Annotated in this window: 15 protein-coding genes and 3 tRNA genes; 10 read left to right on the top strand and 8 right to left on the bottom strand. The window is 71.7% G+C overall.

Annotation, left to right across the window (positions count from 1 at the left end; translation table 11 throughout):
* Positions 1–49 precede the first annotated feature (49 nt).
* From ABT057_RS33900 to ABT057_RS33880, 5 genes are all read left to right on the top strand, one after another.
* Complete coding sequence (locus ABT057_RS33900; RefSeq protein ID WP_352347500.1) at positions 50–2,350, top strand: DNA polymerase III subunit gamma and tau; 2,301 nt, start codon at positions 50–52, stop codon at positions 2,348–2,350.
* A 220-nt stretch (positions 2,351–2,570) separates the two neighbouring features.
* Complete coding sequence (purD, locus tag ABT057_RS33895) at positions 2,571–3,824, top strand: phosphoribosylamine--glycine ligase (protein ID WP_352347498.1); 1,254 nt, start codon at positions 2,571–2,573, stop codon at positions 3,822–3,824.
* 312 nt (positions 3,825–4,136) lie between these two features.
* The gene (locus tag ABT057_RS33890) at positions 4,137–5,972 is read left to right on the top strand and encodes a M48 family metalloprotease (protein WP_352347496.1); all 1,836 of its coding nucleotides are present in this window, start codon (positions 4,137–4,139) and stop codon (positions 5,970–5,972) included.
* A 255-nt stretch (positions 5,973–6,227) separates the two neighbouring features.
* The gene (locus ABT057_RS33885) at positions 6,228–7,727 is read left to right on the top strand and encodes a N,N-dimethylformamidase beta subunit family domain-containing protein (protein ID WP_352347494.1); all 1,500 of its coding nucleotides are present in this window, start codon (positions 6,228–6,230) and stop codon (positions 7,725–7,727) included.
* A 91-nt stretch (positions 7,728–7,818) separates the two neighbouring features.
* Positions 7,819–8,718 carry a phosphoribosylaminoimidazolesuccinocarboxamide synthase gene (locus ABT057_RS33880; protein WP_352347492.1) on the top strand — a complete coding sequence of 300 codons (900 nt, stop codon included), beginning with the start codon at positions 7,819–7,821 and terminating at the stop codon, positions 8,716–8,718.
* Positions 8,719–8,763: 45 nt separating this feature from the next.
* Here ABT057_RS33880 and ABT057_RS33875 read toward each other — a convergent pair.
* The 8 genes from ABT057_RS33875 to ABT057_RS33840 all read right to left on the bottom strand — a co-directional run bounded on the left by ABT057_RS33875 (position 8,764) and on the right by ABT057_RS33840 (position 13,312).
* Positions 8,764–8,836 (bottom strand) — tRNA-Gly (locus ABT057_RS33875).
* 23 nt (positions 8,837–8,859) lie between these two features.
* Entirely contained in the window at positions 8,860–9,468 is a 609-nt protein-coding gene (locus tag ABT057_RS33870; RefSeq protein WP_352347490.1) for a response regulator, read from the bottom strand.
* Complete coding sequence (locus tag ABT057_RS33865) at positions 9,465–10,733, bottom strand: sensor histidine kinase (protein WP_352347488.1); 1,269 nt, start codon at positions 10,731–10,733, stop codon at positions 9,465–9,467. Before ABT057_RS33865 ends, ABT057_RS33870 begins: the two co-directional genes overlap by 4 nt.
* 17 nt (positions 10,734–10,750) lie before the next feature.
* Entirely contained in the window at positions 10,751–11,554 is an 804-nt protein-coding gene (locus ABT057_RS33860) for an ABC transporter permease (protein ID WP_352347487.1), read from the bottom strand.
* Positions 11,551–12,504, bottom strand: coding sequence for an ABC transporter ATP-binding protein (locus ABT057_RS33855; RefSeq protein ID WP_352347485.1), 954 nt, complete (start codon positions 12,502–12,504; stop codon positions 11,551–11,553). The genes ABT057_RS33860 and ABT057_RS33855 overlap by 4 nt, the downstream gene beginning before the upstream one ends.
* A 123-nt stretch (positions 12,505–12,627) precedes the next feature.
* A tRNA-Gly gene (locus ABT057_RS33850) sits at positions 12,628–12,703 on the bottom strand.
* A gap of 80 nt (positions 12,704–12,783) precedes the next feature.
* Positions 12,784–12,855, bottom strand: a tRNA-Gly gene (locus ABT057_RS33845).
* Between the two features lie 139 nt (positions 12,856–12,994).
* The gene (locus ABT057_RS33840) at positions 12,995–13,312 is read right to left on the bottom strand and encodes a histone-like nucleoid-structuring protein Lsr2 (RefSeq protein ID WP_352347483.1); all 318 of its coding nucleotides are present in this window, start codon (positions 13,310–13,312) and stop codon (positions 12,995–12,997) included.
* A gap of 363 nt (positions 13,313–13,675) precedes the next feature.
* On the opposite strand from ABT057_RS33840, the gene purS reads away from it, so the two are divergent.
* From purS to purF, 5 genes are all read left to right on the top strand, one after another.
* Entirely contained in the window at positions 13,676–13,939 is a 264-nt protein-coding gene (gene purS / locus ABT057_RS33835) for a phosphoribosylformylglycinamidine synthase subunit PurS (protein WP_015659417.1), read from the top strand.
* Positions 13,936–14,616, top strand: a complete 681-nt coding sequence (purQ, locus tag ABT057_RS33830) for a phosphoribosylformylglycinamidine synthase subunit PurQ (RefSeq protein WP_352347481.1) — start codon at positions 13,936–13,938, stop codon at positions 14,614–14,616. The genes purS and purQ overlap by 4 nt, the downstream gene beginning before the upstream one ends.
* Positions 14,613–16,871, top strand: a complete 2,259-nt coding sequence (purL, locus tag ABT057_RS33825) for a phosphoribosylformylglycinamidine synthase subunit PurL (protein WP_352347479.1) — start codon at positions 14,613–14,615, stop codon at positions 16,869–16,871. Before purQ ends, purL begins: the two co-directional genes overlap by 4 nt.
* A 163-nt stretch (positions 16,872–17,034) precedes the next feature.
* Entirely contained in the window at positions 17,035–17,832 is a 798-nt protein-coding gene (locus tag ABT057_RS33820; RefSeq protein WP_352347477.1) for a maleylpyruvate isomerase family mycothiol-dependent enzyme, read from the top strand.
* Between the two features lie 274 nt (positions 17,833–18,106).
* Positions 18,107–19,636 carry an amidophosphoribosyltransferase gene (purF, locus tag ABT057_RS33815; protein ID WP_352347475.1) on the top strand — a complete coding sequence of 510 codons (1,530 nt, stop codon included), beginning with the start codon at positions 18,107–18,109 and terminating at the stop codon, positions 19,634–19,636.
* The last annotated feature ends 13 nt before the right edge of the window (positions 19,637–19,649 follow it).

Genomic DNA, 19,649 nt, shown 5'->3' with positions numbered 1-19,649 from the left:
GCCCGTGCGGGGGCCTCGGTTGTCAGTGGGCGCCTATAACCTCGTATGCGTGTCGTCTCTCGCGCTGTACCGCCGCTATCGCCCGGAGTCGTTCGCCGAGGTCATCGGGCAGGAGCATGTCACCGACCCGCTGCAGCAGGCGCTGCGGAACAACCGGGTCAATCACGCGTACCTGTTCAGCGGCCCGCGCGGATGCGGCAAGACGACCAGTGCCCGTATCCTCGCCCGCTGCCTGAACTGCGACAACGGCCCGACACCGACCCCCTGCGGCGAGTGCCACTCCTGCCGTGACCTGGCGAGGAACGGCCCGGGTTCCATCGACGTCATCGAGATCGACGCCGCTTCGCACGGCGGTGTGGACGACGCCCGCGACCTGCGGGAGAAGGCCTTCTTCGGCCCCGCCCGCAGCCGCTACAAGATCTACATCATCGACGAGGCCCACATGGTCACGTCGGCCGGTTTCAACGCGCTCCTCAAGGTCGTCGAGGAACCGCCGGAGCATCTGAAGTTCATCTTCGCCACCACCGAGCCCGAGAAGGTCATCGGGACCATCCGGTCGCGCACCCACCACTATCCGTTCCGGCTCGTCCCCCCGGGCACGCTCCGTGACTACCTGGGTGAGGTGTGCGGGAAGGAGAACATCCCCGTCGCGGACGGCGTTCTTCCGCTCGTGGTGCGGGCGGGCGCAGGTTCCGTCCGTGACTCCATGTCCGTCATGGACCAGCTGCTCGCCAGCGCGACCGACGCCGGCGTGACGTACGCCATGGCCACCTCCCTCCTCGGGTACACGGACGGCTCGCTGCTCGACTCCGTCGTCGAGGCCTTCGCCACGGGCGACGGAGCGGCCGCCTTCGAGGTCGTGGACCGGATCATCGAGGGCGGCAACGACCCTCGGAGGTTCGTCGCCGATCTGCTGGAGCGGCTGCGGGACCTCGTGATCCTCGCCGCCGTCCCGGACGCGGCCGAGAAGGGACTCATCGACGCTCCCGCCGACGTCATCGAGCGGATGCAGGCCCAGGCCGGCGTCTTCGGCGCCGCCGAGCTCAGCCGCGCCGCCGACCTCGTCAACGAGGGGCTCACCGAGATGCGTGGCGCCACCTCCCCGCGCCTCCAGCTCGAGCTGATCTGCGCCCGCGTCATGCTCCCGGCCGCCTACGGCGACGAGCGTTCCGTCATGGCCCGCCTCGACCGCATCGAGCGCGGCGTGAACTTCTCCACGGGCGGCGGTACGGCGGCCATGCCCGCGGCGCCGTCCATGTCCATGGGGTACGTCCCGGGCCCCGAGGCCCACGGCGGTGGCGTCGCCCCCCAGGCCGATGACACCCCCATTCCGCCGGGTGGCGGGGCCGCCGCAGCCCGTGCGGCCGTACGGGGCCCGGCAGGCGGTACGCCCACACCGGCCCCCACTCCCACCCCTGCTCCCACTCCCACCCCTGCTCCCACGCCCACGCCTGCCCCCGCTCCCGCCGCGGCCCAGGCCCCCGCCCCCCAGGCACAACCACCCGCCGCTCCCGCCCCCGCTCCCGGTGCCTGGCCCACGCCCACCGCCGCCGGCAGCGGGCGTCGGCCCGGCGGCTGGCCCACGGCCGCACCCGCGGGCGGGGGAGCGGCACGGCCCCCCGCGGCACCCGCCCCCTCCCCCGCCGCTCCGGCCGCCCCCGCCGCTCCTCCCGCCCAGGCGCCCGGGGCCTCCGCCCCCTCCGCCTATGCGCCCCCCGCCGGTGGTGTCGATCCCCGCATGCTCTGGCCCAACATCCTGGAGGCGGTCAAGAACCGCCGCCGTTTCACCTGGATCCTCCTCAGCCAGAACGCCCATGTCGCCGGCTTCGACGGCACCACCCTCCAGCTCGGCTTCGTCAACGCCGGTGCCCGTGACAACTTCGCGAGCAGTGGCAGCGAGGAAGTGCTGCGGCAGGCGCTGGGCGAGCAGTTCAACGTCCAGTGGAAGATCGAGGCCGTGATCGACCCCTCCGGCGGTTCGGCTCCCGCGCCGGCCGGCGGCTTCGGCGGCGGTGCGGGCGGCGGCGGGCCACAGGGCGGATACGGCGCCACGGGCGGGTACGGCAACGCAGGCGGCGGCAGCACCGGCGGATATGGCGGCGGCGCCCCCGCCAGTCACCAGGCCTCCGGCCCCGCGAGCCCCTCACCCGCCTCCAGCCCCGCGTCCGGCCCCGCCTCGGCCCCCGCACCCGCGGCCCCGTCCCGGCCCCCCGCCCCGGAACCGGTCGCCCCTGAGGACGACATCCCCGAGGACGACGACCCCGACCTCAACGAGTCGGCCCTGTCCGGCCACGAACTGATCGTGCGCGAGCTGGGAGCGACGGTCGTGGACGAGTTCACCAACGAGTAGCGCCCGCAGGCCGGCAGAGCGCGCCGGTGAGCAGAGATCGCGCCGGCGGGCGCAACCGGCAGGCGGGCGGCGCGGGCAGGGTGAGGGGACATCCAGGTGTCGGGGGCGTGCAGCGGTCCACAGGCGTGCCCCGTCTCGGAGGAACCTACGAACACCCGGCGCCCCGACCTTCGGAAGCCCGCACAAACCACCCCGGCCCGCGCCCGTTAGGCTGACCCCCGTGAACGTCCTCGTCATCGGCAGCGGCGCCCGCGAACACGCCCTGTGCCGCTCACTGTCCCTCGACCCCGCCGTCACCGCGCTGCACTGCGCTCCCGGCAACGCCGGCATCGCCGAGGTCGCCGAGCTGCACGGGGTCGACGCCCTGGACGGCGGGGCCGTGGCCGCGCTGGCCGTGGAACTCGGCGCCGAGCTGGTCGTCGTAGGCCCGGAGGCTCCGCTGGTCGCCGGGGTCGCCGACGCGGTGCGGGAGGCCGGTGTCCCGGTCTTCGGGCCGTCCAAGGAGGCCGCGCAGCTCGAGGGGTCGAAGGCCTTCGCGAAGGATGTCATGGCGGGGGCCGGTGTCCCGACCGCCCGTTCGTACGTCTGCACGACGGCCGAGGAGGCCGCCGAGGCGCTGGACGCCTTCGGCGCGCCGTACGTCGTGAAGGACGACGGTCTCGCCGCCGGCAAGGGCGTCGTCGTGACGGACGACCTCGACGCGGCCAAGGCGCACGCGGCCGGCTGCGAGCGCGTGGTCATCGAGGAGTTCCTCGACGGCCCGGAGGTCTCCCTCTTCGCGATCACCGACGGCGAGACGGTCCTCCCGCTCCAGCCCGCCCAGGACTTCAAGCGCGCGCTCGACGGCGACGAGGGCCCGAACACCGGCGGCATGGGCGCGTACTCGCCGCTGCCGTGGGCCGACCCGAAGCTGGTGGAGGAGGTCCTGGAGACCGTTCTGCAGCCGACGGTCGACGAGCTGCGCCGCCGTGGCACCCCGTTCTCCGGGCTGCTCTACGCGGGCCTCGCCATCACCTCCCGCGGTGTCCGCGTCATCGAGTTCAACGCCCGGTTCGGCGACCCGGAGACCCAGGTCGTCCTGGCCCGTCTGCAGACCCCGCTGGCCGGTGTGCTGATGGCCGCGGCGACCGCCAACCTCGCCGACCTGGAGCCGTTGCGCTGGAGCGACGACGCGGCCGTCACCGTCGTCATCGCCTCGCACAACTACCCCGCGACCCCGCGCACCGGCGACCCGATCACCGGCCTCGGCGAGGTGTCCGCCGAGGACGCCCCGCACGCGTACGTGCTGCACGCCGGGACCAGGCAGGATGGCGAGGCGGTCGTCAGCGCGGGCGGCCGCGTCCTGTCCGTCACCGCGACCGGCCCCGACCTCACCCGGGCCCGCGAACGGGCGTACCGGGCCGTCGCGCGCATCGGTCTCGACGGCTCCCAGCACCGAACGGACATCGCCGCGAAGGCGGCGGCGGGCGCGTAACCCGCCGGAGAACGGGCACCGAGCAGGCAATATCTCCCAGGCCCCGGGCACGACGGGAGTCCCTCGCGGACTCCCCCGGAACCCGGGGCCTGATCATTGCCCACCGTCATCCACCTTTCCCCAAAGCCATTCCATCGAGTGAGCGCTGCCCCATCCGGCTGACGGGGGCCGGAGTGCCAACTAGGGTGCGGCGCAAGCATTCCGGCACTTGGCCCACCGGCATTGCGATGTCAGTGGCGGGTGCCACAGTGGGGGAGTGAGCAAGAGCAGGAGAGCCAGGAGTCCGAGACGGGGAGGGGGTGAGGACCGGTAGTGACCGGCATCGGTGTGGAGGTGGGCGCGCAGGCCGCGCGGGCCCGGGCGCTGGCGGTGCTGCGCATTCGCAGCCGGGCGCTCGCGGCCGCGCTGCTGCCCGCGGCCGCCGCGGTGATCCTGCTGGCGGGCGGTTCCACCGGCCACCTCGTGGGCTCCGGGTGGTACACGGCCCGCTGGGCGGTGTCCGCGGTGGCGCTGCTCGTCCTGCTCGCCGCGGCCGTCGTCGCCCTGGTCGTCGTCCGCTCCCGCCCGGCCTTCAGTCCCACGGTCGCCATCGCCGAGGAGGCGGCACCGGACCTGTACCGGCTGGTGCGCGACCTCGCCGACCGTCTCGACGTCCCCGCGCCCTCCGCCATAGCGCTCACCCCGGACTGCGACAGCTGGCTGGAGGACCGCACCCACCCGGCCCACGGCGCGCCCGAGCCCCGTGCGAGGGACGAGATAGCAGGCTCCGGCCGCCACCACCTCTCGCGTCGTACGACGGCCGCACCCGTCCTCGTCATCGGCTCCCCGTTCCTGTGGTGGATGCGCGTCGGCGAGCTGCGGGCCGTCCTTGCCCCGGTCGTCGCCGGCACGGGCCCTTCGGCGCACCCCGACATAGCTGCGGCCCGGCGCTTCGTGCGCGGGCTGGACGCCGCCGTGGCCGTCGCCGCCGAAAGGCGGGCGCGCTGTCCCGGCGTCCGGCTGGTCTGCTCGGGCATCGGCTGGGCGGCACGGCTGATGCTGCGCGGCTGCCAGGTGCATGCCGCCGAGATGGAGCGCGGGGTGGCGGCGGCCGCCGCCGAGCGCGCACAGGCTGTGGACTACGGTCTGCGGATCGTCGCCCAGGAGCAGGTGGGCCTGGCCTACGCGGGCTGGGACCGGCTGCTGACCAGGGTCGCGCTGCCCGCCTGGCGGATGGGCCGCTGGCCCTCCCGGCTGGACGCGGGTGTCGTCGCGGCCCTCACCGAGCTGTCCCGGCGCGACCGGCTGGCCGAGGGGTTCGCCTCCCGCCTCGGCGAGCGCCCCGCCTGTGACCTGCTGGAAGAGCCCGGTGTCGTCGACGAGGCGGCGTCCCTGCTCGCCGCCCGCCTCTTCCACGGCGGCCCCGCGGAGCCCGGCCCGGACTGGTCCCCGGTGGACTGGCAGGAGTATCCGGAGGAGGTCGTCGACCGCAAATGGCGCACGGACGCGGCCCGCCTCCACCGAGTCCTCGACACCCTCGGCGCCGCCCCCGTCCCCCTGCACCCCGCCCTGCACCCCACCGGCCCCGCACCGTCCGGCCCGACCCTGGCCCGTGTACTGGACCACCTGGCGGACCGCGGGACGACCGGCAATCCCCACCCGGCCGACACCCCGCACATTCCACCCGTCACCGAGACGACAACCCCACCCCCCGCCCAAGCCGACGACGGCGATCACGGCGGCGGCGAGGCAGAGGGGCTCTCCGCTCCCAACCCCCGCAGCACCGCTCTGGGCGCCCGGCTCGGTACGGAGGTGGCCCGTGAGGAGGCGGCGACGCCGCCGGCGCCCGGCGTCGGCCAGGGTGGCCCCGACGGCCCGCTCTGGGAGGACGGCGCGCTCCCCCTCTTCCCGCTCCAGCCGCCCCGCACCGACCGTGAACTCCTCGCCGACCACGTCACCGCGATGGTCTGCTGCGCGGCGATGGACACCGTCGGCGCGATGCCCGGCCTCGACTGGCTCGACGGCCCCACCCTCCTCGTCGACGGCGAGCGCGTGGCCGACCTCGCGCCCCGCGTCCTCAGCCTCGTCGAGGACGGTGACGCGGCCCCGCTGCGGGCCTGGCTGGTGGAACTGGGCATACGGCCGGAGAAACCGGTACGGCTCGGCTGACCCCCACCCCCGCCCCATGGTTCGCCCGGAGCGGTACCCGTCGGAGCCGTCGCCGCCCGGAACGGACCCCCTGGTTCCACTTTCGGTCAATTCGCAACGAATAGTGACTGTCTGCGCGCGTTATGTGATGTGCTGGGACCGATAGCGCCCATGGCATGGGCGCGCGACATAGGACACGACCTCGGCACCGGCACCGCATCGAGCGACCGCACCAGAACCGCACCGACGACCACGGGGCACCAGGGAGGGAGCGCCATGGCACCGGGACCTGAGCACATCCGCCGATGGGAGTCGGGAGCACTTGCCCACGCCGTTTCGGACCCCTTCGGCCAGGGCCCCCTCCCCTGGCTGCGCGGCACCGAGACGTACTTCGACGACACCGGTCAGGTCGTCCCCTGGTACGTCGACCAGAGCCCCGCCCCCACCTCGGGCGCCCCCCGTGTCCCCGCCCCCCGCACCGCGTCCGGCGGTCCCCGCTCCGCCGACGACGTCCGCCGCCAGATCAAGGGGTTCACCTCCACCGGCGCGGTCGCCCCCGGCGAGGCCGTCGACTTCCACATCACGGTCGACCCGCCCCAGGAATTCAGCGTCGACATCTACCGCATCGGCCACTACGACGGCGACGGCGCCGCCAAGATCACCACCAGCCCGCGTCTGTCCGGCATCGTCCAGCCCCCGCCGCTGACCGCCGACCGCACGGTCTCCTGCCACCACTGGTGGCTCTCCTGGCGCCTGCAGATCCCGTCGTACTGGAACGTCGGCGCGTACGTCGCCGTCCTCACCACCGTCGACGGCCACCGCTCCCACGTCCCCTTCACCGTCCGCGACAACCGCCTCGCCGACCTGCTCCTGCTGCTGCCCGACGTCACCTGGCAGGCGTACAACCTCTACCCCGAGGACGGCCGCACCGGCGCCAGCCTCTACCACGCCTGGGACGAGAGGGGCCGTCTCCTCGGCGAGGCCGACGCCGCGACCACGGTCTCCTTCGACCGGCCGTACGCGGGCGCCGGCCTCCCCCTCCACGTCGGCCACGCCTACGACGTCATCCGCTGGGCCGAGCGCTACGGCTACGACCTCGCCTACGCCGACGCCCGCGACCTGCACTCCGGGCGGGTCGACCCCACCCGCTACCGCGGCCTGGTCTTCCCCGGCCACGACGAGTACTGGTCCCAGGCCATGCGCCGCACCGTCGAACTCGCCCGCGACACCGGCACCTCCCTCGTCTTCCTCTCCGCCAACACCCTCTACTGGCAGGTGGAGCTGGGCCCCTCCCCGTCCGGTGTCCCCGGACGCCTCCTCACCTGCCGCAAACGCAAGGGACCCGGCAAGTCCCTGCTCTGGCGGGACACCGACCGTGCCGAGCAGCAGCTGATCGGCATCCAGTACGCGGGCCGTGTCCCCGAACCGCAGCCGCTGATCGTGCGCAACGCCGGCCACTGGCTGTGGGAGGCGACCGGCGCCCACGAGGGCGAGGGCATCGAAGGCCTGGTCGCGGGCGAGGCCGACCGTTACCACCCCCGCACCCCCCTCCCGCCCCACGAGGAGCGCATCCTGCTCGCCCACTCCCCGTACACGGACGGCAAGGGTGTCCTGCGCCACCAGGAGACGTCCCTCTACCGCGCCCCCTCCGGCGCCCTCGTCTTCGCGTCCGGCACCTTCGCCTGGTCCCCGGCCCTGGACCGCCCCGGCCATGTCGACCCCCGTATCCAGCGCGCCACGGCCAACCTCCTGGACCGCATCTGCAAGCGCGACTGAGCGGTTCACCTCGCCCGACCGCCCCACTGCCCGTGCCCGGCCCCCCATACGGGACAATCGAGCCGATAGGACAGAACCACGGGGAGGAACCGTGTCCGGATTCGTAGAAAAGCCCGAGCCGCTTCAGGTTCCGGGCCTGGTGCATCTGCACACCGGCAAGGTGCGCGAGCTGTACCGGAACGAGGCGGGCGACCTCGTGATGGTCGCCAGCGACCGCACCTCCGCCTTCGACTGGGTGCTGCCCACCGAGATCCCCGACAAGGGCCGAGTCCTCACCCAGCTCTCCCTGTGGTGGTTCGACCAGCTCGCCGACCTGGTCCCGAACCACGTCCTCAGCACCGAACTGCCCGCGGGCGCCCCCGCCGACTGGGCCGGCCGCACCCTGGTCTGCAAGTCCCTCCGGATGGTGCCGGTCGAGTGCGTGGCCCGCGGCTACCTCACCGGCTCCGGCCTCCTCGAGTACGACGAGTCCCGCACGGTCTGCGGCCTCGCCCTCCCCGAGGGCCTGGTCGACGGCAGCGAACTGCCCGCCCCGATCTTCACCCCGGCCACCAAGGCCGCCGTCGGCGAGCACGACGAGAACGTCACCTACGAGGAGGTGGCCCGCCAAGTCGGCGCCGACACCGCCGCGCAGCTGCGGCAGGCCACCCTCGCCGTCTACGGCCGTGCCCGCGACATCGCCCGCGACCGCGGCATCATCCTCGCCGACACCAAGTTCGAGTTCGGCTTCGAGGGCGAGACCCTGGTCATCGCCGACGAGGTCCTCACCCCGGACTCCTCCCGCTTCTGGCCGGCCGACCAGTGGCAGCCGGGCCGCGCGCAGGCGTCGTACGACAAGCAGTTCGTCCGCGACTGGCTGACCTCGGCCGAGTCCGGCTGGGACCGGAAGAGCGAGCAGCCCCCGCCGCCGCTGCCCCAGCAGATCGTCGACGCGACCCGTGCCAAGTACGTCGAGGCGTACGAGCGCCTGACGGGCACCCGCTGGAGCTGAGAGCACGACGAAGGCCCCGGTCCAGTGGACCGGGGCCTTCACACGAGCGGACGACGAGGCTCGAACTCGCGACCTCAACCTTGGCAAGGTTGCGCTCTACCAACTGAGCTACGTCCGCACTGCGCCGTGGCGCGAGGCCAACTATACCCAACCCCGCTCGCGGGCGAGACGTACCGCCGCGTGCCGGTTCTCCGCCCCGAGCTTGGACACGGCGGACGACAGGTAGTTGCGTACGGTCCCCGGTGACAGCGCGGCCCGCTCGGCGATCTCCGTGACGGGCGCCCCGTCGGCGGCGAGTTCGAGGACCTCGGCCTCGCGCGAGGTCAGCGGCGAGTCCCCGGCGGCGATCGCGTCGGCGGCCAACTCCGGGTCGACGTGGCGGTTTCCCGCGTGCACGGTCCGGATGATCTCCGCGAGCCGCTGGGCGCTCACCGTCTTCGGGACGAATCCGCGCACACCCGCCGCGAGCGCCCGCTTCAGATGTCCGGGCCGGCCGTGACTGGTGACGATCAGCACCCGGCAGCCCGGCAGTTCGGTCCGCAGGGATGTGGCGACCTTCACACCGTCGGCGCCCGGCATCTGCAGATCGAGCACGGCCACGTCCGGCTCGTGCGCCAGTGCCATCGTCAGCGCCTCCGGTCCGGTGGCCGCCTCGGCGACGATCACCAGGTCGTCCTCCAGGGAGAGCAGCGCGGCCAGCGCTCCCCGGATGAGGTGCTCGTCGTCGGCGAGCAACACCCGCACCGTCATGAAGTGACCTCGCTCACAGCATTTTTCCCGTCTGCCGCCCCTTGGGCCCCACTCACCGCACCCGTCTTGCTCAGGGGCACCTCCGCCACCACCCGGAAGACCCCCGCCCCCGCGAACCCGGCCTCCAGCGTCCCGTCCACCTGCCGCAGCCGCTCCCGCAGCCCGGCGAGCCCCGATCCGCGGCTTCCTTCCTCGCTCTCCTTCGCCCCGTCGTTCTCCACCGTCAGGACCACCCGCCCCTCCGTCACCCGCAACCCCACCGAGCACCGGCCGGCGTCACCGTGCCGCAGCACGTTCGTCGTCGTCTCCCGCACCACCCACCCGAGCGCCGACTGCACCTCACCGGGCAGCGTCCCGGCCTCCCCACACACCTCGCAGTCGATCCCGGCTGCCTTCAACACCCCCTTCGCGCCCGCGAGTTCGACCGCGAGATCCGCCTCCCGATAGCCCCGTACGACATCCCGCACCTCCCGCTGCGACTCCTGCGCTATCCGCTGCACCTCGACCATCTGCTCGACCGCCTCCGGCCGCCCCCGCCGCGCGAGCTGCACCGCCAGTTCGGCCTTCAGGGCGATCACCGCGAGGTTGCGCCCCATCACGTCGTGCAGATCCCGCCCGAACCGCAGCCGTTCCTCCGCGACGGCGAGCCGGGCACGCGTCTCACGCGCCTCGTCGAGGGCGTAGACGGCGTCCAGCAGCCAGACGGAGAAGATCGCGGTGAAGGCGAGCAGCCCGCTTCCGAGGAGGACGCCCGCCATGCCGAGCACGGTGGCCGGCGCGGGCACGTCGAGCAGCAACGAGGCCGCTCCGGTGCCGAGGGCGAAGCCGCCCACGATCGCGTACACCCGCCGCCGGTCCCGTACGCCGAGCGCGATGACCCCGGCCCCGATGATCACGACGACTCCGAAGACCCCGCTCGCGGCGGCGTCGACGCTGTCGCCGTCCGGACCGCGCTGGGCGATCCCGACGGCCGCCACGGCGATCACCGCGGTGAGGACGCCGAGCGTCCACAGCAGCCGCACGGGCTGCGCCCGCCGTCCCCGGGTCCAGTCCACCGCCCGGGACACCGTCAGCATGCAGGCGCCGCAGTGCAGCGTCACGAGCGCCAGCAGCGTTCCGCCCAGCCCAGGCCCCAGGGAGCCGAGGGCGGGCAGACCGATCGCCACCACCTCGCTCACCCCGAAGAAGTGGAACGACCATCGCGTGTACGTCTCGAACTTCGCCGGCGTGCTCTTCCGCCGCCACCAGCCCCCCGGCCCGCGCATGTCCGTCGCCCCCGTCCTCAGCGCCGCGGCTCCCACCGGAACCACCGCCGTACAGCAAACACGGCCGGCAGGGTCCAGGCCAGTGCGGTGCCGACGGCGCCCAGGGCGCCGAGCCCGCTCAACTCGCCGGTCCAGCCGCCGCGCACGAGTGTGATCACCGGTGTCAGCGGCAGCAGTTCGAACATCGAGGCGAGCCGGTCGGGCAGCAGTTCCAGCGGTACGGTCACCCCGGAGCCGATCATCGAGACCAGCACCATCGGCATGGTGGTGACCTGCGTGCTCTCCACCGTCCGGGTCACGGCCGCGGTGACCGCCGCCAGCGCCGCACACATCACCAGGCCCAGAAGCAGCCCCAGGACGGCGAGATGGGGCGCCTTCGGTGCCGGTATGTCCAACAGGACGGTGGAGCCCACGACCAGCACCACGGACTGCACCAGCCCGGTCGTCAGGACCGGCAGCGCGGAGCCGCCCAGGATCTCGGTGTCCCGCAACTCCCCGGTGCGCAGCCGCTTCAGCACCAGTTCCTCGCGCCGGGCGGTGTAGATCGCGGTCAGCGCCGAGTACACCCCGAACAACAGGGAGAAGCCGATCGCCGCGGGCAGCAGCACCAGGCCGGTGGTGAGGCCGGCGTCCTCCACGTCCATGTCGTCGACCACCGACACGAGACTGACCGGCAGCACGAGCGGCAACAGCACCGCCGCGACGACCGTGCCCCTGCTGCGCCCGAGCAGGGTCAGTTCGGCCCGCGCGAGGGCGGCCATCCGGCTCACCGGCGTGGTCACCGGACCCCTGCCCGGACTCCGCACCGCATCCCCGCTCATGCCCTGACCCCTTCCGCATCCGCACGCTCCGAGGCCTCCCGGGCGATCCCGAGGAACGCCTCCTCCAGTGAGGCCGACCGCACGTCCAGCCCACGCAGTTCGACCCCGGCCCGCTCGGCCCACACCAGCAGCCCGGTGGCCGCCCGCTGCAGCTCCCGGGTCCGCAGCCGGAGAACACGCCCGTCGACCTCGTGACCGCACACGCCCAGTTCGCCCAGCGGCGGCAGATCGCCGACGAAGTACCCCTCGGGCAGCTCGAACGCGATCCGGGACGGCTGCGCCGCGGTGACCTCGCCGGGTGTCCCGGCGGCCGCGATACGCCCTCGGTGCAGGATGGCCAGCCGGTCGGCGAGCTGCTCGGCCTCCTCCAGATAGTGCGTGGTCAGCAACACCGTCGTACCGGACTCGCGCAGCGCGCGGACCAGATCCCAGGTGTCGCGGCGGCCCTCGGCGTCGAGGCCGGTCGACGGTTCGTCCAGGAACAGCACCTCGGGGTCGCCGAGCAGGGCGAGCGCCAGGTCGAGGCGGCGCCGCTCACCGCCCGACAGCTGTTTGACCCGTACGTCCGTGCGCCCCGCGAGTCCGACCAGGGCCAGCGCCTCGCCGACGGGACGGGCGCCGCTGACGCAGCCGGCCCACATCCGCCCGGTCTCGGCGACGGTCAGTTCGGAGGGGAAGCCGCCCTCCTGGAGCATCACCCCGGTGCGCGGCCGCACCACGGCCCTTTCGGTGTACGGATCGTGCCCGAGGACGCGGACGTGTCCGCCGTCGGGGCGCGCGAGGCCCTCCAGGAGTTCGACGGTGGATGTCTTGCCGGCGCCGTTGGTGCCGAGCAGTGCGAAGATCTCGCCGCGACCGACGTGGAAGGAGATTCCACGGACCGCCTCGAACCCGCCCCCGTACACACGCCGGAGGCCGGTGACCTCAATCACGTGTTCATTCGTGTCCATGCCTCGAGCTTCCCGGCGGACGGCGGCCGACGGCAGTGCGAGGTGTCATCACTCCCCATGACAAATGTCAGACGGACAGCGGCACATACGAAAAACCCCGGTCCGATGGACCGGGGTTTTCGATGGAGCGGACGACGAGGCTCGAACTCGCGACCTCAACCTTGGCAAGGTTGCGCTCTACCAACTGAGCTACGTCCGCATTGCCTTCGACCGGCTCTCACCGATCGGCGCGAGCACCACCCTACCCGATCCACATCAGTGGTCGGGACGGCGATGCAGAGCGGGTGACAGGAATCGCACACTGCGCCTTCCCCCTGGAAGGGGGATGTTCTGCTACTGAACTACACCCGCGTGGCCTCCGTGAGCTGGGCTTTCGGCCCTGCCCGGCGGCGTGCTCCAGACATTAGCCGACCATGTGGGGGGTAGCGCAAGTCGGTTGTCCCCAGGGCGCGCTGAGGCGCCCCGGGGACAATCGCTCAGCCCCTACGGGTCACCGCGCCTCGGCGAACGCCTCGTAGACCCTCTTGGGGATGCGGCCGCGGGCGGGCACCTCCATCTTGTTCGCCTGGGCCCAGGCGCGGACGGCCGCCGGGTCGGGGGCGACCTCCGTCTGCTTGTACGCCTTGCCGGACCGCGACCGCTTGCGGCCGGCCTCCACGTACGGCGCGAGCGCCTTACGCAGTTTCTTGGCATTGGCTTGATTCAGGTCGATCTCGTACGACTTGCCGTCGAGTCCGAAGGCGATCGTTTCCGCCGCTTCCGAGCCGTCGATGTCGTCAAAGAGAGTGACCACGACCTTCTGCGCCACGAATATCGGTCCCTTCGTGCGACAGCTCTGCGATGACGTGCCAAGACGTCACGGAGATGTCGGCTGTCCGCCTGTTATGGGGCAAAGTATCGGCTATTGCCAATTCATTTGTACAGTGCCCGGCAATCAAATGTGAAGCCCGACTAAATCTCCCCGCGTGTCTCCGCGCAATAGGGAAGGTCGGTGCACCCCGGATCTTTCCCTGAACTTTTCGTGAAGGCACTGGTCCGATACCTGATCGTGATGGCCCTCACGTAGTTTCCTACAACTCTACCCGCGTAGAAATTTCGTACGGGTAGTCTGAAGGTGCCTGTCGGAGACACCCGCAGGAACCTGCTCAGCACCACACCACCGGGAGTGCCAGTGGCGCGCGTCGTAGTCGACGTCATGCTCAAGCCGGAGATCCTCGACCCCCAGGGCCAGGCGGTCCAGCGCGCACTGCCGCGGCTGGGTTTCGAAGGGATCTCCGACGTACGTCAGGGAAAGCGATTCGAACTGGAAGTGGACGGCCCCGTGGACGAGGCCGCCCTCGCCCGCATCCATGATCTTGCGGAATCCTTCCTCGCCAACACCGTGATCGAGGACTTCACCGTCAAGGTGGAGGAAGTCGCGGAGGCGGCGAAGTGACCGCTCGTATTGGCGTCGTCACATTCCCGGGCAGCCTCGACGACCGGGACACGCAGCGCGCGATCCGCCTCGCGGGCGCCGAGCCGGTCGCTCTCTGGCACAAGGACAAGAACCTCCACCAGGTCGACGCGGTCGTCCTCCCCGGAGGTTTCTCCTACGGCGACTATCTGCGCGCCGGTGCGATCTCCCGCTTCTCGCCGGTGATGGAGACCGTCATCGAGCAGGCGAAGGCCGGTCTGCCGGTCCTCGGCATCTGCAACGGCTTCCAGATCCTCACCGAGGCCCACCTCCTCCCCGGCGGCATGCTCGGCAACGACCACCTCCACTTCATCTGCCGCGACCAGAAGCTGCGGGTGGAGAACGCGGAGACCGCCTGGACCGCCGACTACGAGTCCGGCCAGGAGATCCACATCCCGCTGAAGAACATGGACGGCCGGTACGTCGCCGACCAGTACACGCTGGACGAGCTGGAGGCCGAGGGCCGCGTCGCCTTCCGCTATGTCGACTTCAATCCGAACGGCTCGCTCAACGACATCGCCGGCATCACCAACGAGGCCGGCAACGTCGTAGGCCTCATGCCGCACCCGGAGCACGCCGTCGAGCCCCTCATCGGGTCGGGCCGCACCGACGGCCTCCCGTTCTTCACGTCGATCCTCAAGAAGCTGGTCAAAGCATGAGCCGGACGCCTCTGGACACGGTCGAGCACGCGGCCGCGACCCCCGACGTCGAGCTGCCCTGGGCCGAACTCGGTCTGAAGAAGGACGAGTACGAGCGGGTGGTGGAGATCCTCGGCCGCCGCCCGACCGGCGCCGAGCTCGCCATGTACTCCGTCATGTGGTCCGAGCACTGCTCCTACAAGTCCTCGAAGGTCCACCTCCGCCAGTTCGGCGAGAAGGCCCCCCGGTCCGACGCCCTCCTCGTCGGCATCGGCGAGAACGCGGGCGTCGTCGACGTCGGCCAGGGCTACGCCGTCACCTTCAAGGTCGAGTCGCACAACCACCCCTCCTACGTCGAGCCCTACCAGGGCGCGGCCACGGGTGTCGGCGGCATCGTCCGCGACATCATCGCGATGGGCGCCCGCCCGGTCGCGGTCGTCGACCCGCTGCGTTTCGGCGCGCCCGACCACCCCGACACCAAGCGCGTCCTGCCGGGAGTCGTCGCCGGCATCGGCGGCTACGGCAACTGCCTCGGCCTGCCCAACATCGGCGGCGAGGTCGTCTTCGACGCCTGCTACCAGGGCAACCCGCTGGTCAACGCCGGTGCCATCGGCGTCATGCGGCACGAGGACATCCACCTCGCGAAGGCCTCCGGCGCCGGCAACAAGGTCATCCTGTACGGCGCCCGCACCGGCGGCGACGGCATCGGCGGAGCCTCCATCCTGGCCTCCGAGACCTTCGACGACGCCAAGCCCTCCAAGCGCCCCGCCGTCCAGGTCGGCGACCCCTTCCAGGAGAAGCTGCTCATCGAGTGCACCCTGGAGGCCTTCAAGGAGAAGCTGGTCGTCGGCATCCAGGACCTCGGCGCTGCCGGTCTGTCCTGCGCGACGTCCGAGCTCGCCTCCAACGGCTCCGGCGGCATGCGCGTCACCCTCGACGACGTCCCGCTGCGCGACTCCACCCTCTCGCCCGAGGAAATCCTCATGAGCGAGTCGCAGGAACGCATGTGCGCGGTCGTCGAGCCCGAGAAGGTCGACCGTTTCCTCGAGATCTGCGACAAGTGGGACGTCATCGCCACCGTCATCGGTGAGGTCACCGACGGCGACCGCCTGGAGATCTTCTGGCACGGCGGCAAGATCGTCGACGTCGACCCGCGCACCGTCGCCCACGACGGCCCGGTCTACGAGCGCCCGTACGCCCGCCCGGACTGGCAGGACGCCCTCCAGGCCGACGACGCGAACAAGCTGCCCCGGCCGGCGACGAGCGACGAGCTGAAGGACCAGGTCCTGAAGCTGGTGGCCTCTCCCAACCAGGCCTCCAAGAAGTGGATCACCTCGCAGTACGACCACTTCGTGCAGGGCAACACGGTCCTCGCCCAGCCCGAGGACTCCGGCATGATCCGGATCGACGAGGAGACCGGCCTCGGCGTCGCCATCGCGACCGACGGCAACGGCCGGTACGCCAAGCTCGACCCGTACCACGGCGCCCAGCTGGCCCTCGCCGAGGCCTACCGCAACGTCGCCACGACCGGCGCCAAGCCGCTCGCCGTCTCCGACTGCCTCAACTTCGGCTCGCCCGAGGACCCGGCCGTCATGTGGCAGTTCGCGGAGGCCATCCGCGGTCTCGCCGACGCCTGCCAGCAGCTCGGCACCCCGGTGACCGGTGGCAACGTCTCCCTCTACAACCAGACGGGCGAGGTGGCCATCCACCCCACGCCGGTGGTCGCCGTCCTCGGCGTCATCGACGACGTCGCCCGCCGTACCCCGGTCGCCTTCCAGGAGGAGGGCCAGCTGCTGTACCTCCTCGGCGACACCCGTGAGGAGTTCGGCGGCTCGGCCTGGTCGCAGGTCGTCCACGACCACCTCGGCGGTCTGCCCCCGAAGGTCGATCTGGAGCGCGAGCGCCTGCTGGCCGAGATCCTGATCTCCGCCTCCCGCGACGGCATGATCGACTCCGCGCACGACCTGTCCGACGGCGGTCTGGTCCAGGCGGTCGTCGAGTCGGCGCTGCTCGGCGGCAAGGGCGCGCGTCTGGTCGTACCGGACGGGCTCGACGCCTTCACCTTCCTCCTCTCCGAGTCGGCCGGCCGCGCCGTCGTCGCCGTCCCCCGCTCGGAGGAGGTCCGCTTCAACGACATGTGCGGCGCCCGGGGTCTCCCCGTCACCCGCATCGGTGTCGTCGACGGGGACACGGTGGACGTCCAGGGCGAGTTCACCCTCACCATGGAGGAGCTGCGCAAGGCCCACGAGGAGACCATCCCGGCCCTCCTCGCCTGAGCGACAGCGACCGTACGGACTCGTGCGGATCGTGCTCGTTCGTCCAGGCAGTACGGGTGGTACGCGTAGGACGACGGTGAAGGTCCCGGCCGCCTCGGCGGCCGGGACCCTCGTCCGGGGCCCGTCGGCCGGTGTCCGCCGGACAGGTCATAGGCTCACCGCCATGTCACCGGCGAAGAAGCGTGCCCGTACCTACGACCCCGCCAGGACCCGCGCGGCCGTCCTGGCCCAGCTCGGGAACGTCCGGGAGGCCGTCGCCGGCCTCACGCCCCAACAGCTCGCGCTTCCCACCCGGCTCGGGAAATGGACCGTACGGGAGCTGGTCGCGCACATCGGCATGGCGGTCACCGCCATCGAGCGCGCCCTCGACCTGCCGGAGCCGCCGAAGCAGGACGCCACGCTCCTCGACTGGCCGTTCGCGACCTCCGCCAGTGCCACGGCCATCGACGACTTCACCCGGCGGCTGGCCGAGCGACACCCCGGCCTCGACACCTACCTCGCCGACATCGCGCGCAACCTGGGCGAGCAGCTCGACGCCCACCCCGGCACCCGGCTGCTGGCCACCAACGCGGGCGCGCTGCCCCTCGCCGACTACCTCGTCACCCGCGCCGTGGAACTCGTCGTCCACACCGACGACCTCAACGCCGCGGTTCCCGGCCCTGACATCCCCCTCGACCGGCAGGCCCTCGCCGCCGCCACCCGGCTGCTCGCCGACGCCCTCGCCGCCAGGGCGCCCGGCGGCGCGACGGAGGTGCGGATCCCGCCGTACGCCGTCGTGCAGTGCATCGAGGGGCCGCGGCACACCCGGGGCACCCCGCCCAACGTCGTCGAGACCGATCCGCTGACCTGGATCCGGCTGGCGACCGGACGCCTGACGTGGCAGGAGGCCATGGCCGAGGCGAAGGTGAGCGCCAGCGGCGAACGAGCCGATCTGGGACCGCTCCTCCCGCTCATGAGCTGACCCGGACCCGCACCCGCCCCGCCCCTGGAGCCGTCTCACCGACGCGACCCCGGCCCGCGCGACGCAGAATGATGTGCGACACCTCACTCATGCATACGGAACGCGACGGCGCACCCCCGTCCCCGTTGCCGCCGCGTGAACCAGTCGATCACCGTATCTCCGGCCTGACCTGCGAAAAGCACTCAATCACGGGCGGGTGGGCCGATCCAAGATCCAGTTACCGGCAGGTATCCCCAATTCGGACCAGTGGTCGATCTCGCCTACACTCGGTGGCGTGCCACGTGGTGACGGTCGACTCAGTCATGATCTGCTCCCCGGCGAGAAGGGCCCCCAGGACGCTTGCGGCGTCTTCGGAGTCTGGGCTCCCGGTGAAGAGGTCGCCAAGCTCACTTACTTCGGGCTGTACGCCCTCCAGCATCGGGGCCAGGAATCCGCGGGAATCGCGGTCAGCAACGGCTCCCAGATCCTCGTCTTCAAGGACATGGGTCTCGTCTCCCAGGTCTTCGACGAGACCTCGCTCGGTTCGCTCCAGGGTCACATCGCGGTCGGACACGCCCGCTACTCGACCACCGGCGCCTCCGTGTGGGAGAACGCCCAGCCGACGTTCCGCGCCACCGCGCACGGTTCGATCGCGCTCGGCCACAACGGCAATCTCGTCAACACCGCCCAGCTCGCCGAGATGGTCGCCGACCTGCCCAAGCAGGAGGGCGGCCGTACGCCGCGCGTGGCGGCCACCAACGACACCGACCTGCTCACCGCGCTGCTCGCGGCGCAGGCCGACGAGGACGGCAGGCCGCTGACCATCGAGGAGGCCGCACACACGATCCTCCCGCAGGTCAAGGGCGCCTTCTCGCTCGTCTTCATGGACGAGCACACCCTCTATGCCGCCCGCGACCCGCAGGGCATCCGCCCGCTGGTCCTCGGCCGCCTGGAGCGTGGCTGGGTCGTCGCCTCCGAGTCCGCCGCCCTGGACATCTGCGGCGCCGCATACGTCCGCGAGATCGAGCCGGGCGAGTTCGTGGCCATCGACGAGAACGGCCTCCGTACCTCGCGATTCGCGGAAGCGAAGCCCAAGGGCTGTGTCTTCGAGTACGTGTACCTGGCCCGCCCGGACACCGACATCGCCGGCCGGAACGTGTACCTCTCCCGCGTGGAGATGGGTCGCAAGCTCGCCAAGGAAGCCCCGGTTGAGGCCGATCTGGTCATAGCGACTCCGGAGTCCGGCACCCCGGCCGCCATCGGCTACGCGGAGGCCTCCGGCATCCCCTTCGGCGCGGGTCTCGTGAAGAACGCGTACGTCGGCCGTACGTTCATCCAGCCCTCGCAGACCATCCGCCAGCTGGGTATCCGCCTGAAGCTGAACCCGCTGAAGGAAGTCATCAAGGGCAAGCGTCTGGTCGTCGTCGACGACTCGATCGTGCGCGGCAACACCCAGCGGGCGCTGGTGCGGATGCTCCGCGAGGCGGGTGCCGCCGAGGTCCACATCCGGATCTCCTCGCCGCCCGTGAAGTGGCCCTGCTTCTTCGGCATCGACTTCGCCACGCGCGCGGAGCTCATCGCCAACGGCATGACCATCGACGAGATCGGCACCTCGCTGGGCGCCGACTCCCTGGCGTACATCTCCATCGACGGCATGATCGAGGCGACCACCATCGCCAAGCCGAACCTCTGCCGCGCCTGCTTCGACGGCGAGTACCCGATGGAGCTTCCGGACCCGGAGCTGCTCGGCAAGCAGCTCCTGGAGACCGAGCTGGCGGCCGGTCCGGCGGCCACGGCCGCGGCCGACGCGATCCGTCGCCCGTAAGCCCCGATCACCA

It is taken from the genome of Streptomyces sp. NPDC002588 (assembly GCF_040295925.1).
Taxonomy (GTDB): Bacteria; Actinomycetota; Actinomycetes; order Streptomycetales; family Streptomycetaceae; genus Streptomyces.
The sequence above is the reverse complement of the archived record's forward strand: the minus strand, read 5'-3'. Positions and strand labels throughout refer to the sequence as shown.

Coding starts and splice junctions, on each gene's coding strand:
- ABT057_RS33860 (WP_352347487.1), bottom strand. CDS start 11,554: ATGAGCGGGGATGCGGTGCGGAGTCCGGGCAGGGGTCCGGTGACCACG.
- ABT057_RS33885 (WP_352347494.1), top strand. CDS start 6,228: ATGGCACCGGGACCTGAGCACATCCGCCGATGGGAGTCGGGAGCACTT.
- purL (WP_352347479.1), top strand. CDS start 14,613: ATGAGCCGGACGCCTCTGGACACGGTCGAGCACGCGGCCGCGACCCCC.
- ABT057_RS33855 (WP_352347485.1), bottom strand. CDS start 12,504: ATGGACACGAATGAACACGTGATTGAGGTCACCGGCCTCCGGCGTGTG.
- ABT057_RS33820 (WP_352347477.1), top strand. CDS start 17,035: ATGTCACCGGCGAAGAAGCGTGCCCGTACCTACGACCCCGCCAGGACC.
- ABT057_RS33865 (WP_352347488.1), bottom strand. CDS start 10,733: ATGCGCGGGCCGGGGGGCTGGTGGCGGCGGAAGAGCACGCCGGCGAAG.
- ABT057_RS33870 (WP_352347490.1), bottom strand. CDS start 9,468: ATGACGGTGCGGGTGTTGCTCGCCGACGACGAGCACCTCATCCGGGGA.